The 17,587-nt window shown below is 55.5% G+C and carries 13 protein-coding genes, 1 tRNA gene and 1 riboswitch; of the genes, 9 read left to right on the top strand and 5 right to left on the bottom strand.

Annotation, left to right across the window (positions count from 1 at the left end):
• Positions 1–17 precede the first annotated feature (17 nt).
• Positions 18–116, bottom strand: a riboswitch (TPP riboswitch).
• A gap of 55 nt (positions 117–171) precedes the next feature.
• Positions 172–1,407: a urate hydroxylase PuuD gene (locus MWU61_RS08700; protein WP_247127921.1), complete on the bottom strand. Its 1,236-nt coding sequence runs from the start codon at positions 1,405–1,407 to the stop codon at positions 172–174.
• A 104-nt stretch (positions 1,408–1,511) separates the two neighbouring features.
• On the opposite strand from MWU61_RS08700, the gene MWU61_RS08695 reads away from it, so the two are divergent.
• Entirely contained in the window at positions 1,512–2,423 is a 912-nt protein-coding gene (locus MWU61_RS08695; RefSeq protein ID WP_247127920.1) for a LysR family transcriptional regulator, read from the top strand.
• On the opposite strand, the gene uraH is transcribed toward MWU61_RS08695, so the two are convergent.
• Positions 2,420–2,773 carry a hydroxyisourate hydrolase gene (gene uraH, locus MWU61_RS08690; protein ID WP_247127919.1) on the bottom strand — a complete coding sequence of 118 codons (354 nt, stop codon included), beginning with the start codon at positions 2,771–2,773 and terminating at the stop codon, positions 2,420–2,422. The two genes, MWU61_RS08695 and uraH, sit on opposite strands and share 4 nt — an antisense overlap.
• A gap of 163 nt (positions 2,774–2,936) precedes the next feature.
• Between uraH and puuE the strand changes: the two genes are divergently transcribed.
• The 3 genes from puuE to MWU61_RS08675 all read left to right on the top strand — a co-directional run bounded on the left by puuE (position 2,937) and on the right by MWU61_RS08675 (position 6,208).
• On the top strand, positions 2,937–4,349 hold the full coding sequence (gene puuE / locus MWU61_RS08685) for an allantoinase PuuE (protein WP_247128127.1): 1,413 nt from the start codon (positions 2,937–2,939) through the stop codon (positions 4,347–4,349).
• Complete coding sequence (locus MWU61_RS08680; RefSeq protein ID WP_247127918.1) at positions 4,346–4,834, top strand: ureidoglycolate lyase; 489 nt, start codon at positions 4,346–4,348, stop codon at positions 4,832–4,834. Before puuE ends, MWU61_RS08680 begins: the two co-directional genes overlap by 4 nt.
• A 63-nt stretch (positions 4,835–4,897) precedes the next feature.
• Positions 4,898–6,208: a nucleobase:cation symporter-2 family protein gene (locus MWU61_RS08675; protein WP_247127917.1), complete on the top strand. Its 1,311-nt coding sequence runs from the start codon at positions 4,898–4,900 to the stop codon at positions 6,206–6,208.
• Positions 6,209–6,269: 61 nt separating this feature from the next.
• Here MWU61_RS08675 and MWU61_RS08670 read toward each other — a convergent pair whose 3' ends face one another.
• Both MWU61_RS08670 and MWU61_RS08665 read right to left on the bottom strand, forming a co-directional pair.
• Entirely contained in the window at positions 6,270–7,100 is an 831-nt protein-coding gene (locus MWU61_RS08670) for a bifunctional allantoicase/(S)-ureidoglycine aminohydrolase (protein ID WP_247127916.1), read from the bottom strand.
• 141 nt (positions 7,101–7,241) lie between these two features.
• Positions 7,242–7,328: transfer RNA gene (locus MWU61_RS08665), tRNA-Leu, on the bottom strand.
• 198 nt (positions 7,329–7,526) lie between these two features.
• On the opposite strand from MWU61_RS08665, the gene MWU61_RS08660 reads away from it, so the two are divergent.
• Positions 7,527–8,504 carry a complex I NDUFA9 subunit family protein gene (locus MWU61_RS08660; RefSeq protein WP_247127915.1) on the top strand — a complete coding sequence of 326 codons (978 nt, stop codon included), beginning with the start codon at positions 7,527–7,529 and terminating at the stop codon, positions 8,502–8,504.
• Positions 8,505–8,721: 217 nt separating this feature from the next.
• Here MWU61_RS08660 and MWU61_RS08655 read toward each other — a convergent pair whose 3' ends face one another.
• Entirely contained in the window at positions 8,722–9,519 is a 798-nt protein-coding gene (locus MWU61_RS08655; protein WP_247127914.1) for an undecaprenyl-diphosphate phosphatase, read from the bottom strand.
• Between the two features lie 214 nt (positions 9,520–9,733).
• Here MWU61_RS08655 and MWU61_RS08650 point away from each other — a divergent pair, with 214 nt between their 5' ends.
• The 4 genes from MWU61_RS08650 (at position 9,734) to MWU61_RS08635 (ending at position 17,526) form a co-directional block, all read left to right on the top strand.
• Complete coding sequence (locus tag MWU61_RS08650; protein WP_247127913.1) at positions 9,734–11,167, top strand: NAD(P)-dependent oxidoreductase; 1,434 nt, start codon at positions 9,734–9,736, stop codon at positions 11,165–11,167.
• Positions 11,168–11,171: 4 nt separating this feature from the next.
• Positions 11,172–11,894 carry a hypothetical protein gene (locus MWU61_RS08645; RefSeq protein WP_247127912.1) on the top strand — a complete coding sequence of 241 codons (723 nt, stop codon included), beginning with the start codon at positions 11,172–11,174 and terminating at the stop codon, positions 11,892–11,894.
• On the top strand, positions 11,881–16,413 hold the full coding sequence (gene gltB, locus MWU61_RS08640; protein WP_247127911.1) for a glutamate synthase large subunit: 4,533 nt from the start codon (positions 11,881–11,883) through the stop codon (positions 16,411–16,413). The genes MWU61_RS08645 and gltB overlap by 14 nt, the downstream gene beginning before the upstream one ends.
• A 150-nt stretch (positions 16,414–16,563) precedes the next feature.
• Positions 16,564–17,526: a Hint domain-containing protein gene (locus MWU61_RS08635; RefSeq protein ID WP_247127910.1), complete on the top strand. Its 963-nt coding sequence runs from the start codon at positions 16,564–16,566 to the stop codon at positions 17,524–17,526.
• The last annotated feature ends 61 nt before the right edge of the window (positions 17,527–17,587 follow it).

Raw genomic sequence — 17,587 nt, 5'->3', positions numbered from 1 at the left:
GGGCGGATTGGGGGATAGCGTGCGTGCTAAACCTTCCCTCCGCCGGTCTTAACCGGTTCAGGTTCAACGGGTCAGCTTGCGCAATCTCAGCCGTATTGGCCCCCCGAGGTAGGGCGTTGGTAGGATGCTTTATGGGGAAGGGCAAGGGTAGCGGTTAACGCATCTTAGCGGCTAGCCATCGTTTCTAGCGTTTGTGATCCACGTGATCAGCGTTTCGCGGGCGTCATCGTCCATCTGTATCGCGTTGGGGGGCGGCATGGCGTGTGAAACGCCAGCGTGTAGGTAAATCTGGGTTGCGTGTTTGGCGACGTCTGCTTGCGTTTCAAGGTACACGCCTTTGGGTGCCCAGCGAATGCCATCCCAGAACGGTTCGCGCGCGTGGCACATTGAACAATTGCCAAGCACGGTGTTGTAGGCGTCGTCGAACCCTTCGGCTGACGCATAATGCTGTTCATAGGGCGTCATCGCGCGGGCTTCGGCCTGTTCGATGGTTTCTGTGGACCTGACCGATGACAGCCAAGCGATGATCAGCATCAGCAGCACGGTGACCGCCCACGTCCAGTTTGGACCTGCACCCGTGGCGTGCATCGTGTTGAAGTAGTGCCGGATCGTAACGCCCGTCAGGAAAATCAGGCTGGCGATGATCCATGCGTATTCAGTCCCGAACGCCAGTGGGTAATGATTTGACAGCATCAAGAACACGACCGGCAAAGTTAGGTAGTTGTTATGTGTCGACCGGAGCTTCGCGATCTTTCCGTATTTTGCGTCAGGCGTGCGCCCTGCTTTCAGGTCTGCGACAACGATACGTTGGTTCGGCATGATCTGGAAAAACACGTTTCCGGTCATGATCGACGCGGTGAAAGCGCCAAGATGCAGTAGCGCGGCGCGTCCGGTGAATATCTGGTTATACCCCCACGCCATTACGACGAGGATGATAAACAGCAACACCATCAACGTGGTTGGTTGTTCGCCAAGCTTGGATTTGCACAGGAAATCATAGGCCAACCAACCGATGGTCAGTGATCCGCCAGAAATCAGGATGCCCTGCCACAACGTCAGATCAGCCTTGGTCGGATCGAGCAGGAATAACTCGCCACCGACCCAATAGACGATCATTAAAAGGGCTGCACCGGAGACCCACGTGATGTAGCTTTGCCATTTATGCCAGATCAGGTGTTCGGGCATGTTCGGCGGGGCGACCAGGTATTTCTGAATGTGATAAAAACCGCCGCCGTGCACCTGCCATTCTTCGCCATGCACACCGTCGGGCATGTTCGGTGCTTTCTTTAGTCCAAGATCAAGCGCAATGAAAAAGAACGATGCGCCGATCCACGCCATGGCCGTGATCACGTGCAGCCAGCGGACGGAAAATGCGATCCAGTCCCAAAGAATTGCCATGTCGTACATTAGGGTCTCCGCCGTGCCGTGTATAAAGTGCGGCCACACTAGGCCGCTTGTGATTGTTCTGCTATTGCTTGGAATGGCCAAACAGCATCAAAAAACCCAGAACAATGTCATACCTCGATAATATCCGAACTTTTGTGCGCGTCTACGAACTGGGCAGTATGTCTGCTGCTGGGCGTGATTTGCGGATATCGCCTGCTGTGACATCGGCGCGGATATCGCAACTTGAGGAAAAATTAGGCGTCCGGCTGTTCCAGCGGACCACGCGCAGCCTGACCGCGACCGAACAAGGCCAAGCGTTCTATGGTGGGGCCTGCGAGGTACTAGAGGCCGTCGATGCAGCCGAAGCGAAGGTCGTGAACATCACTGATCAACCGCGCGGATCGCTGTATGTTGCCGTGCCATTGGGCATTGGGAAACGCTTGATCGCGCCACTTATTCCCGGTTTTTTAGAAGAATATCCTGACGTGCAGGTCAGGTTGCGGTTGACGGACCGGACGGTTGATTTGACGACGGAAGGGTTAGATCTGGCGTTTTTCATGGGCCAACCGACGGACAGCAATCTGCGGATGCGCAAAATCGCCGATGTGGAACGCGTGCTTTGTGCGGCGCCCGACTACATCGCGGCCCGTGGTCATCCTCAGAACGGCACGGCGTTGATTGCGGACGGCCATGAATGTCTGAACCTGCGCTTTCCGGGTGCGACCGAATTCCAGTGGCGGTTAATGACCCCCGATGGGCCCAAGAAGTTTCAAGTCGCGGGACGTTACGAATGTGACGATGGCGATGTGTTGACCAATTGGGCGTTGGCTGGCTGCGGGGTTACGCTCAAGCCGGTATTCGAGGTCGCGGATCACATTGCGGCCGGACGACTTGTTGTGGTGGCGGATGAGACCCCCCCAACGCCTGTGCAGCTGGCCTGCTTGTTCACGCACCGACGCAATCAGGACCCCAAGACAAGGTTGTTCATGGACTACGTGATCAGTCGGATCGCACCGATTGTCCGCGCCGCCGATTAACTACCGCGATAGGTGCTGTAACCGAACGGGGATAACAGCAGTGGCACGTGATAATGCGATTGCTCTGACATGCCGAACCGGATCGGGATGATATCAAGGAACCGCGGGTCCTCAGCCGGCGTGCCGATCGCGTCAAGGTAGGCGCCCGCGTGAAACACCAATTCGTAGGTGCCGATGGTGAAATCTGCAGCAGGCAAAATCTGGCTGTCTGTGCGTCCGTCATCGTTGGTGGTCAGCGATGTGATGTGCGTCCGCGTGTCACCATCAATGCGGTACAGGTCGATTTTTAGACCCTGCGCAGGGCAGCCGCGCGCCGTATCGAGAACGTGAGTTGTCAAAAATCCGGTCATAACAGGTCTTTCCGCTGCAAAAGGTGCCTCTGGTGAGGTCGATCTATACGTCAGCCTGCCGCAAGTGCCAAAGGGGACGTGCAAGAGGCAGCTTCATGTTTTATTTGAAAACCAAGCTGATCAGTTTGATTTACAAGGTACCCGCATGATCAAGGAAAACAATGTGAACCGCTACCCCCGTGATATGACTGGTTACGGCGCCGTCCCGCCCGCAGCCAACTGGCCGAATGGGGCCAAGATTGCTGTGCAAATCGTGCTGAATTACGAGGAGGGCGGTGAAAACAATATCTTGCACGGTGATCCCGCGTCAGAGGCGTTTTTGTCCGAAATCACAGGGGCGCAACCTTGGCCGGGGATGCGTCACTGGAACATGGAATCCTTGTACGAATACGGATCGCGTGCCGGTTTCTGGCGTGTGCACCGGATGCTGTGGGATTTGCCAGTCACGGTTTACGGCGTCGCCACTGCGCTTGCACGTGCCCCTGAACAGGTCGCGGCGATGCAGTCTTCGGGCTGGGAAATCGCCAGCCACGGTCTGAAATGGATCGAACACAAAGACATGCCAGAGGACGAAGAACGCGCCGCAATCGCTGAATCCATCCGTTTGCACACCGAAGTCACCGGTACCCCGCCGCGCGGTTGGTACACAGGCCGCTGTTCGAACGATACGGTGCGGTTGGCCGCCGAAACTGGCAAGTTTGCGTATATCGCGGACAGTTACGCCGATGATCTGCCGTACTGGATGGAATTTGGGGATCAAGACCAGTTGATCGTGCCGTACACGATGGATTGCAACGACATGCGGTTCGGCATTCAGGCAGGTTTCACCGCAGGTGATCAGTTTGAAAGCTACCTGAAAGACAGTTTCGACACGCTTTACGCTGAAGGTGCGGCTGGTGCGCCAAAGATGCTGTCGATCGGTTTGCACTGCCGGATCATCGGCCGTCCTGGGCGTGCTGCTGCCCTGCGCCGCGCGATCGAGCATTTTCAGTCGCATGACGGTGTTTGGTTCGCCACGCGTGAACAGATCGCGGATCATTGGGCCGCGACACATCCGCACCAGCGTTTTGCCCGCCCGTCGCAGATGGATCGCGCGACCTTTGTCACTGAATATGGCAGCATTTTTGAACATAGCCCGTGGATTGCCGAAGGTGCGCATGCGTTGGAACTTGGGCCGACGCATGACACCGCACAGGGCGTGCATTCGGCACTTTGTCGCGTGTTCCGCACAGCATCCGATGATCAACGCTTAGGTGTGTTGCGCGCGCATCCAGATCTAGCCGGTAAATTGGCGGCGGCGAAAAAACTCACCGCCGAAAGCACCGCAGAACAGGCAAGCGCGGGCCTCGATGCGTTGACCGACGACGAACGTGAAATGTTCCAAGACCTGAACGCGCGTTACGTTGAAAAACACGGGTTCCCATTCATCATCGCAGTGGGTGACAATACGAAAGCGACCATCACAGCCGCCTTCAACCGACGGCTTTTCAACGACACGGCTGATGAATTGCAAGAGGCCTGCCGCCAAGTCGAACGCATCGCGCAACTCCGCCTAATCGCGAAGTTCGGCACATGACCGTCCTGCATTTGCAATCGCTGACGGTAGAGGCGTTCGCGCCGTTTGGTGATGTCTTAGAAGTCGCTGGCGACCCTGATAAAATCATCAACCAAGGGCTTTGTGGGCGGCATCATGACCTCGCCCAGCTCGACTTTGCAGATGGCAAGGCCGGGATCAGCTTGTTTAACGCGCAGGCCCGCAGTTTTCCGATCGCGCTGGATATGATGGAACGTCACCCCGACGGCAGCCAAGCGTTCATCCCGATGACGCACACGCCATTTGTTGTGGTCGTCGCTGCGGACGACAACGGCAAACCGGACCACCCACAGGCGTTTCTGACGCAAGCAGGCCAAGGCGTGAACTATCACCGCAACACATGGCACGGCGTACTGACGCCGATCAGCACACCGGGGCTATTCGCAGTGGTGGATCGGATCGGGAAGGGTCCGAACCTGCAAGAGCATTGGTTTGAAACAGCGTTTCAAATCGCGCAAAACGCATGACACTTGCGAAAAGAGACCAGCGTCAAGACTGGCAAAACGACCAACAAATAGGGACACAAAACAATGACAGACATAAGATATAGCGATCCAAATGTGACGCCACCCATCGCGCAAGCCATACCGCTGGGCTTACAACACGTGCTTGCGATGTTCGCATCCAACGTGACGCCATCGATTATCGTGGCAGGTGCTGCGGGCCTTGCTTTTGGCGGGCCAGAGCAGATTTATCTGATCCAAATGGCGATGCTTTTTGCTGGTATCGCGACCTTGTTTCAGACTGTCGGGATCGGACCAATTGGTGCGCGACTGCCGATCATGCAGGGCACAAGTTTTGCTTTCGTTGGCGTACTGGCCGGAATCGCCGCGACGATGGGTCTTGGTGTGGCGCTGACGGCCTGCATCATCGGCGGCGTTGTGCATTTCCTTCTGGGGGCAGTTATCGACAAGCTGCGGTTCCTGTTTCCACCACTGGTGATCGGGCTCGTTATTCTGGCGATCGGTCTGTACCTCATTCCAGTTGCGATCAAATACGCAGCCGGTGGTGCGGCTGATTTCCAAATGGCGGCTGAAAGTTTTGGGTCGCTGAAACACTGGTCGGTCGCGCTGACAGTGATCGTCGTGTCGCTATTGCTCAAGTTCTACACCAAAGGCGCATTATCCAATGCAGCGATCCTTGTCGGTCTGCTGGCAGGTTACGCCTTGGCATGGGTGCTGGGCATGGTCAGCTTTGGTTCTGTGGCGGGTGCGTCGTGGATCACGTCGATCCAGCCGTTGCCATACGGGTTTGAATTCAACCTTGGCGCCGTGATCGCCGTGACATTGGTGTCAATCGTATCCGCGATTGAAACTGTTGGCGACGCGTCAGCGACGGCCAAAGCAGGCGCACAGCGCGAAGCAACTGACGCGGAAATCGCTGGTGCGACCTATGCAGACGGTCTTGGGACAGCGGTTGCGGGTATCTTTGGTGGCCTGCCAAATACATCCTTCAGCCAGAACGTCGGCATTGTCGGGATGACCGGCATCATGAGCCGCCACGTTGTAACAATTGCAGGCCTGATCATGATCGTTTGTGGTTTGATCCCTAAGGTCGGGGCAGTGATCGCATCCATGCCTCTACCAGTGCTTGGTGGCGGCGTGATCGTGATGTTCGGCATGGTGGCTTCTGCTGGCCTTAACATGCTGACTGACGTCAACATGACACGCCGCAACATGATCATCATCGCGGTATCACTCGCCTTCGGGCTGGGCCTGAACTTGGTACCAACCGCTGTGCAATATCTGCCAGGCGTCGTGAAGGTCTTGGCAACGTCAGCAGTTGCACCGACGGCATTGATGGCGATTGTCCTAAACCTGATCCTGCCAGAAGAAGAGTAAAGACTAACAAAGCCGGTAAACAAATAAGGCACCTGCAAACGCGGGTGCCTTTTTCATTTGGTCAGCGGGTTAAGGGTTTCAATCCCATGTGCCGGTTCACGTCCTTGTATAACAGATACCGGAATTTGCCCGGTCCACCTGCATAACACGCTTGCGGGCAGAACGCGCGCAGCCACATGTAATCGCCGGCCTCGACCTCGACCCAATCGGTATTCAGCCGATAAGCGGCTTTGCCTTCCAACACATACAGCCCGTGTTCCATCACGTGAGTTTCCAAGAATGGAATCACAGCACCGGGTTCAAACGTCACAATAGTCACATGCATGTCGTGGCGCAGATCAGTCGGGTCGACAAAGCGGGTCGTACCCCATTTGCCGTCTGTATCCGGCATAATCGTTGGGGCGATATCATTTTCGTTCAAGATCAGCACCTCTGGGGCGGACAAACCGGGGACAGCTTCGTAGGCTTTTCTGATCCAATGGAACCGCAAAGTCGTGTCGGATGTGTTCCGCAAACTCCAGTCGCTGGCGGGCGGGATAAAGGCGTATCCGCCTTCGTCTAGCTGATGCGTCGCGCCGTTGATCGAAAGCGTGGCTTTCCCTTCCACGACAAACAAAACCCCCTCGGCGCTCGCGTCTGTCTCTGGCGTGTCAGAGCCACCGTTCGGGGCGACTTCCATGATGTAATGCGAAAATGTCTCGGCGAAGCCAGTCATAGGGCGTGCAATCACCCAAAGGCGCGTGTCGTTCCAAAATGGCAGGAAACTGGTCGTGATATCACGCATCGTGCCTTTAGGGATAACAGCGTAAGCGTCTGTAAAAACAGCACGATCCGTCAAAAGCTGAGTCTGCGGAGGATGCCCGCCGGATGGTGCGAAATACGTGTTAGACATGTTATCCCTTTGCGCGGCTTGAACACGACGATTATGTGCGACCCTGCCAGTGTGGACCAGCGATAACGCCGCAAAGGACTTTACAGATTGTTTTGATAATACGCGGCCTGCGCCGCTGCATCTTTTCCGAACTAAGGAAAATGGTGCCCAGAAGAGGACTCGAACCTCCACGTCCATACAGACACCAGCACCTGAAGCTGGCGCGTCTACCAATTCCGCCATCTGGGCACGGTTGGTAGCGGTGATCTAGTGACCTGCGCGGTGCCTGTCAACGCGATTCGCACGGGTTTTTGCACGAACACGGCTCTACCATGCGATCCTATCCGCAAAACCCGTTAAAACATGCGAAACCGAACTGTGCCTTTCGTCTTGTCTGCCACGGCTGTCAGGCGTAAACACGGGCGAAATCAATGAAAGGCCAGCCTCATGTCCAAGCTTGTTACCATTTTTGGCGGTTCCGGTTTTGTCGGGCGTTACATCGCGTTGCGGTTGGCCAAAGAAGGCTGGCGGGTGCGTGTTGCTGTACGCAATCCTGAACAGGCTGGTTTTGTGCGCCCTTACGGTGTGGTTGGTCAGGTTGAACCGGTGTTCTGCAACATCCGTGATGACGCAAGCGTCGCGGCTGTGACCCAAGGCGCCGATGCAGTTGTGAACTGCGTAGGTGTGCTGGCCGAGACTGGCAAAAACACCTTCGAAGCTGTCCAAGCGGAAGGCGCCGAGCGCGTGGCGCGGATCGCTGCGGGTATGGGCATTGACCGTATGGTGCATATCTCTGCCATCGGTGCGGACGCCGACGCTGACAGTGATTACGCTAAGACCAAGGCGCAAGGCGAAGCAGGCGTTCTTGAACATATGCCCAACGCGATGATCCTGCGTCCGTCGATTGTGTTCGGTGCGGAAGACGAATTCTTTAACCGTTTCGCAGGTATGTCCCGTTTTGGGCCAATCCTGCCTGTCGTTGGTGCGGACACGAAATTCCAGCCTGTCCATGTGGACGATGTAGCTGCCGCCGCTGTCAAAGGCGTGAATGGCGATGCGTCCGGCGTGTTTGAACTTGGTGGGCCAGAGGTGAAAACCTTCTGCGAACTGATGCAAGACATGCTTGCTGTCGTGCGCCGCCGCCGTTTGGTTCTGAACGTGCCGTTCTTTGTGGCAAAGATCATGGCATCGCTTTTTGGCATTGGGCAGTTTCTGACAGCCGGCATCGTCAAAGCACCGATCACGAAGGATCAAGTTATCAATCTGGCCGTTGATAATGTCGTGTCTGATGATGCGCGGGGCTTTGATGCGTTGGGGATCCGTCCTGCAACGATGGCGACGATCCTGCCCGATTATCTGTGGCGGTTCCGCCCGTCAGGTCAGTACGACGCTATCAAGGAATCTGCGAAAAACTTGCGGACCTAAAGGTTTGCGCGGCAGGGTAGTGTCACTTCAGACACCCCATCGCGCGCGCCTGTCGTGACACCAACCCGTATTACCGTCGCGACTTGAATTCAGTTTCATGGGCCGTTGCCTGATTCTGTTGACGTCGTGATTATCGGTGGCGGTGCTGTTGGTGTTTTTGCGGCTCTGTATTTGGCCGCTCTACTGATGGATCAAAGCTGAATATCGGGCCGGGGCTTTAGCTGTAGGCGATAAAAAGCAGAACCACGCCAAGGATGATCCGGTAAATGACATAGGGTGTGTAACTGACCGATTGCAGCAGCTTCATCATCAAGAAAAGTGCGGCGAGTGCGGCGATACAAGACATGGCCGCGACGATTGCGATATCGCTGATTACGCCGGGCGTTCCGATGACATCGAGGCTCAACAATGCCGCCGAGGCGATGATCGTCGGGATCGACATCAGCATCGCCAGCCGCGCCGCGTCGCGCCGATTATAACCCAGTTGCCGCGCGCCAGTAATGGTGATGCCTGACCGCGATGTGCCGGGGATCAATGCGATGCACTGCCACAGCCCCATGATAAACGCGTGCTTTAATGTCCATTCTTCGGCGCTGCGTGTCTCTGCGCCCTTTTGGTCGGCCCAATACAGAACGATACCAAAGATCAGCATCGACCAACCGATCACAGTGATCCCTCGCATTGCGTCAGCCAAACCAGTAACTTTTAGGATCAAGCCGACGGCAATGACAGGAATGGTTCCGATTAACAGGCAAAGGGCCAAAAAGGCACCTTTAGTGTCGATTTTGCCGCGCATCAGGCGCAACGTGCCAAACAGGGCCAGCTTCACGTCCGACCAAAAGTAGATGATGACCGCAATCAGGGTGCCAACATGGGCCGCGACGTCGATGACCTGACCTTGATCATCAAGACCAGTCAGGGACGGAAGAAGGATCAGGTGGCCCGATGAGCTGACTGGCAAAAACTCTGTCACGCCTTGAATAAGGGCAACGAGGATAAGATTGAACAGCGGCATGTGCGATCCTTGATTCGGTTTCGCGCACCATAGACCCCTTTAAAATTGGGGAAAGAGTCGAATTAGGGCTTGATCCGGACCTAAAAAATCAACCGGACCTCAAAATTATTATCGCTTTGACGTCAAAATCCGATTAATAGGTCAGTAGTGCTGACTTTTCATTTCTAACGCTCCCGCATAAAAGGGCGCTCTAGCCCTTTGACAGGAGGATGCCATGGCCGGCCAAAAGATGCTCAAGTTCGTAAACGTCGAACGCGATATGCCAGAAAAACGCGTACCTAATTTGCGCAACACGGATTTTCAGGAAATCTACGCTGAATTTGCGACGGCCAAAGCCGAAGAGCAGGCCAGCCGCTGTTCCCAGTGTGGTGTCCCTTATTGTCAGTCGCATTGCCCGCTGCACAACAACATTCCTGATTGGCTTCGTCTGACCGCTGAAGGCCGTCTGCGCGAAGCGTATGAAGTATCCCAAGCCACAAACACTTTCCCGGAAATCTGTGGCCGCATCTGCCCGCAGGACCGTCTGTGCGAAGGCAACTGTGTGATCGAACAATCTGGCCATGGGACTGTCACCATCGGCGCGGTTGAAAAATACATCACAGACACCGCATTCGAAGAAGGTTGGGTCGCCCCGATCCGTCCGCATGCTGAACGCACCGAAAGCGTTGGTATCATCGGTGCGGGTCCGGGTGGTCTTGCTGCCGCTGACATGCTGCGCCGTGAAGGTGTGCAGGTCACGGTTTATGATCGTTACGATCGCGGGGGCGGTCTGCTGACCTACGGTATTCCGGGCTTTAAGCTGGAAAAAGACGTTGTGATGAAACGCATGGCGCAGCTCGAAGATGGCGGCGTTGAATTCGTACTGAACTGCAATGTTGGCGAAGACATCTCATTCGACGCCATCCGAGGAAAGCATGACGCAGTCCTGATCGCGACGGGTGTTTACAAAACACGCGACCTTGAGGCGCCGGGTTCTGACGCGGACGGCATTGCCGACGCGATTGATTACCTGACCGCCAGCAACCGCAAATCTTTCGGCGATGTTGTCGAAGAATTCGAAAGCGGTGAACTGAACGCCGAAGGTAAACGCGTTGTTGTCATCGGTGGTGGTGATACGGCCATGGACTGTGTGCGTACTGCTATCCGTCAAGGTGCGACATCCGTGAAATGCCTGTACCGTCGTGACAAAGCGAACATGCCCGGCTCACAACGCGAAGTGCAAAACGCCGAAGAAGAAGGCGTCGAATTTGTCTGGCTGTCTGCCCCGAACGGTTTCGAAGGCAACACAGTCACTGGCGTGAACGTCCAGAAAATGCGTCTTGGTCAACCCGATGCGACGGGTCGTCAGGTGCCTGAGCTGATCGAAGGTGCTGATTACGTCGAAGAAGCTGATCTTGTGATCAAAGCGTTGGGTTTCACACCCGAAGACATTCCCGCCCTATGGGGTGTTGAAGGTCTGGAAGTCACGCGTTGGGGCACGATCAAAGCGCAATTCGAAACGGGCCAAACCAGCCTTGATGGCGTGTTTGCCGCAGGTGACATCGTGCGCGGTGCGTCGCTTGTTGTGTGGGCGATCCGTGACGGGCGTGACGCGTCAGCCGCAATCCTACAGTATTTATCCCAAGCCACATCAGTCGCAGCGGAGTAATCTTATGAAGAAGACACTGACTTGCCTTTTGATCAGCGCAGCGGTTCCTGCTGTCGCCCAAACTGCCGAAGTATTTGAATTGCCAGCGGGCTGCGATGCCTACCTGACAATCCAGACCGAAGCCTGTTCTGTCGACCATATCTTTACGTGTGAAGGTGACGCCGAAGGCCACCAGCGCCGGATCAGCATCGGCGAAAACGGCGTCACATACGCCGGTGAGATTGATGAAGAAACGCAGTGGGTTGAAAGTTTCCACGTCGGGTCCGGTCATGTTGAACGGCTCGAGGCGGAACCGCGTGATCGCGCGTCTTTCTCTGAACTGGTTGAGATGGGCATCGACACCTACGACTTTATGACCGAATCCGAAGAAGTCGGGAAAACACGCTATGTGGGTCAGGATTCGTTGACAGGTGAACAGATCACCATCGACGGCGTTGTGCTTGATCAGACGCAATACAACATCACCGCTTATGATGAAGCAGGTGATGTGAAATGGGCGTCTGAAGGGAATGAATATATTTCCCAGCGCTTCAACATGTTCTTGGCCGGATCCAGCAAAGTCACGACTGAAAACGGCACCTTTGATAACGACGACAATCCGGTTGAATTCATCTTCCCAGGTGAGCCCGGCTTTTTGTCAGCTAACCCAAAACACGGCTGCGGTGAGACTTTGTCGTCTGCCCCATCCCTGATCCAACGCTTGGAGTCCCTTAATGACAAACTATGATGAAAACTGGGTCGCCGCCGAAGAGGCAAAGCGCCAATGGATGAACGACAACGGCCTGTACCGTGAAGAAGAAGAACATTCTTCGTGTGGTGTTGGTCTTGTTGTCGCAATCGACGGTGAAGCGTCGCGTGGCGTTGTGCAAAAGGGCATCGATGCGCTGAAAGCGATCTGGCACCGTGGTGCTGTTGATGCGGACGGTAAAACCGGCGACGGCGCTGGTATCCACGTCCAGATTCCAGTGCAATTCTTCTACGATCAAGTACGCCGCACAGGTCACGAACCGGATCAGGATAAGCTGATCGCGGTTGGTCAGGTGTTCCTGCCACGGACAGACTTTGGCGCACAAGAACGCTGCCGGACTATCGTTGAGGCCGAAGTGCTGCGCATGGGCCACTACATTTACGGCTGGCGCCATGTGCCTGTGAATGTGAAATGCTTGGGCGATAAGGCCAACGCGACACGTCCGGAAATCGAACAAATCCTGATCCGCAATGAAAAGGACATCGACGAGGAACAGTTCGAACGTGAACTCTACATCATCCGTCGTCGTATCGAAAAAGCGGTGACAGGTGCAGGCGTTGCAGGCTTCTACTTCTGCTCATTGTCTTGCCGCTCGATCATCTACAAAGGCATGATGCTGGCCGAACAGGTTGCGGATTTCTATCCTGACCTGCTCGAGGATCGTTTTGAATCTGCATTCGCGATCTACCACCAGCGTTATTCCACAAACACATTCCCACAGTGGTCATTGGCCCAGCCGTTCCGCATGTTGGCACACAACGGCGAGATCAACACGCTGAAGGGCAACGTCAACTGGATGCGGTCCCACGAAATTCGCATGGCGTCCGGCGCATTTGGCGAAATGGCGGAAGACATTAAGCCGATCATCCCGTCAGGCACATCTGACTCAGCCGCGCTCGATTCCGTGTTTGAAGTTCTAGTGCGCGCAGGTCGCGACGCCCCTATGGCCAAGACAATGTTGGTGCCCGAAGCATGGGCGCATCAAGCCGTGGATATTCCGAAGGCTTGGCAGGACATGTACGGCTATTGCAACGCTGTGATGGAACCATGGGATGGTCCTGCGGCCCTTGCGATGACCGACGGTCGTTGGGTTTGTGGTGGTCTGGACCGGAACGGTCTGCGTCCGCTGCGTTATGTCGTGACTGGCGATGGCCTGCTGATCGCAGGTTCCGAAGTGGGCATGGTCACCATCGACGAATCCACAGTCGTTGAAAAAGGCGCGCTTGGTCCGGGGCAGATGATTGCCGTGGACATGAAAGAAGGCAAACTGTTCCACGACACCGAAATGAAGGACACATTGGCCGCAGCGCAGCCATTTGGTGATTGGGTGAGCAAGGTCAACAACCTATCACTGTCGATGCGCGATCTGCCAGAAACATCCGTTTTCGCGGGCGAAGAGCTGCGTAAACGTCAGGTGGCCGCTGGCTATTCCATCGAAGAACTGGAAAACGTGTTGGCCCCGATGGCCGAAGACGGCAAGGAAATGATCGCGTCCATGGGCGACGACACACCGTCCGCGGTTCTGTCCAAGAAGTACCGCCCGCTGTCCCATTTCTTCCGCCAGAACTTTTCTCAGGTGACAAACCCGCCAATCGATTCACTGCGCGAAAGCCGCGTGATGTCGTTGAAAACACGGTTCGGGAACCTCAAGAACGTTCTGTCCGAAGATAGCAGCCAAACCGAAATCGTCATGCTCGAAAGCCCGTTTGTGGCGAACGCAGAATTTGACAAGATGGTTGCGCATTTTGGGGACAACGTCGCGTTCATCGACTGTACGTTTGAAACAGGCCGCGACGCATTGCGCGCTGGGCTGCAACGCATTCGTGCCGAAGCAGAAGATGCCGTGCGTTCGGGTGCCGGTCACCTTGTTTTGACTGACCAACACCAGTCCGAAACACGCGTGCCAATGCCGATGATCCTTGCGACATCTGCTGTGCATTCCGGCCTGACCAAGAATGGTCTGCGGACATTCTGTTCGATCAACGTGCGCTCTGCTGAATGTATCGACCCGCATTACTTTGCGGTGCTGATCGGCTGTGGTGCGACAACTGTGAACGCTTATCTGGCACAGGATTCGATTGCTGATCGTATCGAACGTGGCTTGATCGAAGGCTCCTTGATTGATGCTGTGCGCCGTTATCGCGCAGCTGTGGACGCGGGTCTGCTCAAGATCATGTCGAAGATGGGTATTTCCGTGCTGTCGTCTTACCGTGGTGGTCTGAATTTCGAAGCCGTCGGTCTGGGCCGTGCGATGTGCGCGGAATATTTCCCAGGTATGCAGTCACGAATTTCCGGCATCGGAACCATCGGTATTCAAGCCAAGGTCGAAGAAGTCCACGCGAAAGGCTGGAAAGCCGCCAACGACGTGTTGCCAATCGGTGGGTTCTACAAATCCCGTCGGTCCGGCGAAAAACACGCGTGGGAAGCGCAGACAATGCATATGTTGCAGGCGGCTTGTAACAAAGCGTCCTACGCGATGTGGCAGCAGTTCTCGAAGTCCATGCAATCGAACCCGCCGATCCATTTGCGCGACTTGCTTGCAATCAAAACAATGGGCGACGCGATCCCGATTGAAGAAGTCGAAAGCATCACGTCGATCCGCAAACGCTTTGTGACACCGGGCATGTCTTTGGGGGCGTTGTCGCCAGAGGCGCACAAGACCCTGAACGTCGCGATGAACCGGATTGGTGCAAAGTCTGACTCTGGTGAAGGCGGCGAAGATCCGGCGCATTTCCATCCGGAACCAAACGGTGACAACCCGTCTGCGAAGATCAAACAGGTCGCATCTGGCCGGTTTGGTGTGACAGCCGAGTATCTGAACCAATGTGAAGAGCTTGAAATCAAGGTCGCCCAAGGTGCAAAACCGGGTGAGGGTGGTCAGCTTCCGGGGATGAAGGTCACCGACCTGATCGCGCGTCTGCGTCATTCGACCAAAGGCGTGACGCTGATTTCACCTCCACCGCACCACGATATCTACTCAATCGAGGATCTCGCGCAGCTGATCTACGATCTCAAGCAGATCAACCCACGTTGTAAGGTCACCGTGAAGCTCGTGGCGTCTTCTGGCGTTGGGACAATTGCGGCCGGTGTTGCGAAGGCGAAAGCCGACGTGATCCTGATTTCCGGCCACAACGGTGGGACAGGTGCATCCCCTGCGACATCCATCAAATACGCGGGCCTGCCGTGGGAAATGGGTCTGACCGAAGCACACCAAGTGCTCGCGATGAACAACCTGCGTGAACGCGTGACTTTGCGGACTGATGGTGGCCTGCGCACGGGTCGTGACATCGTCATGGCCGCGATGATGGGTGCCGAGGAATACGGCATCGGCACCGCCGCATTGATCGCGATGGGCTGCATTATGGTCCGTCAGTGTCAGTCCAACACTTGTCCGGTGGGCGTGTGTACACAGGACGAAGCACTGCGCGAAAAGTTCACAGGTAACGCCGATAAAGTCGTGAACCTGATCACATTCTACGCCACCGAAGTCCGCGAAATCCTCGCGTCTATTGGTGCGCGTTCCCTTGATGAAGTGATCGGTCGTGCTGATCTGCTGACGCAGGTATCACGTGGCTCTGCCCACCTTGATGACCTTGATCTGAACCCGCTTCTGATCACCGTCGATGGCGCTGGCGAGATCAAATATGACCGCAACAAACCACGCAACGCGGTGACCGATACGCTTGACGCGCAAATCGTAAAGGACGCGGCACGCTTTTTGAACGACGGCGAAAAGATGCAGCTTGATTACGCAGTGCAAAATACACTGCGGACCATCGGTACGCGTACATCCAGCCACATCGTCAAACAGTTCGGGATGCGCAACAACCTGCAACCTGACCACCTGACCGTGAAGCTACGCGGTTCTGCGGGCCAGTCACTGGGTGCCTTTGGCGCGCCGGGTCTGAAGCTGGAAGTGTCCGGCGATGCCAACGACTACGTGGGTAAAGGTCTGTCTGGCGCGACTATCGTTGTACGTCCGCCAATGGCGTCCCCACTGGTGGCTGCAAATAACACGATCATCGGGAACACTGTGCTTTATGGTGCGACCGCGGGTTATCTGTTTGCGGCGGGCCGTGCGGGTGAACGTTTCGCTGTGCGGAACTCTGGCGCGAGTGTCGTGATCGAAGGCTGCGGGACCAACGGTTGTGAATACATGACCGGTGGTGTGTCCGTAATCCTTGGGTCAATCGGTGCGAACTTCGGTGCCGGTATGACAGGCGGGATGGCGTACATCTATGATCCTGAGGGTGCCGCAGGCGACCTTATCAACATGGAAACGCTGGTGACATGCCCGGTGACTGTTCCGGCTTGGGAAGATCAGCTTCTTGGGCTGATCAAACGCCACTTGGCTGAAACAGACAGTCGCAAAGCTGCAGAGATTTTGCAGAATTGGGATACTGAAAAAGCCAACTTCGTGCAGGTTTGCCCGAAAGAAATGCTGGTGCACCTCAAGCATCCGCTGGCCACTGAAGAACAGGCAATTCCAGCGGAATAAGATCAAGGGGACAGCCGCAGGGCTGTCCCCTTTGCTTTTCAAGTCGCGTTGCACGTGTGCAACATTGCGGTGTGCCCGCTTCACGTCACCTTTTAGACAAAATCGAATAATAGTCTGTCTATACATGAGTTAGTGTATTGGACTTTTGACGTGGCTGATTTCACTCTAACCGCCCAAAATGTGAACGGAGATCCGTTTACGGATGGCAGCAATATCAACATCGTCGCGAATTCGACGACCCAATTGATATTTCAGGACGTCGATAACCAACTTGGTGGGCCGACCGGCGGCGAAACAGTGTCGATCGATGGTGGCGTTACCTTTTTGACCTATACATTCTTAGGTTATGGCGATGTGCGGGCGGATTCATCCCAAGACGCTGCTTTTGTCAGGGTGAATTTGGCGGATGGCTCAACGCAAACATTCGCGGTTGATATGAACGCCGATGGTGACGGCCTACCAAACCTAAGCAATGGTAACACAAAGCTGGCGACGACCGATCTGGATACGGATCGCGTGTCCAATTTTCCTGTCCCGCCCTGTTTCGTGTCAGGGTCATTGATCAGGACGGACAAAGGTTACCGGAAAGTCGAAGACTTGGTCGCAGGTGATCTGGTCTGGACGCGTGACCATGGATTTCAGCCTATCGTTTGGCACGGGCGGCGCAGCGTTTGGGGGGGCGGAGATTTCGCTCCGATCCGGTTCGCCCCTGGTGCATTTGGCAACGATACCGCACTGTTGGTGTCACCGCAGCACCGCATGCTCGTCACCGGTTGGATTCCGGAATTCTATTTCGGAGAGAAAGAAGTGCTTGTCGCCGCAAAGGATCTTGTCGATGGCGATCTGATCACATCCGAACCGGTTCAGACCGTGACGTACCATCACATTCTGTTTGCTCAGCACGAAGTTATTCAGGCTAACGGGACCTGGTCCGAAAGCTTTTATCCCGGGGACTACATTCTCGGGGCGATGCCGGGCGTTTCCGCAGAACTCTTTGCCCTGTTTCCCGAACTGAAGGATGACGGTGTGGATCACGGGCTTTGCATGGCCCGTCCGAACCTGTCAGGTCGTGAAGCAATTGTCCTACAATCCGAAGCAGTGTTTGCCGCTTGATCGGTGTGGCGACGCGTGTGAACACATGCAACCACGCTTGACCAGATGCCCGTGCCTATGA

This window comes from Loktanella sp. F6476L (genome assembly GCF_023015725.1).
Taxonomy (GTDB): Bacteria; Pseudomonadota; Alphaproteobacteria; order Rhodobacterales; family Rhodobacteraceae; genus Yoonia.
This window is presented reverse-complemented; position numbering and strand designations above follow the sequence as displayed.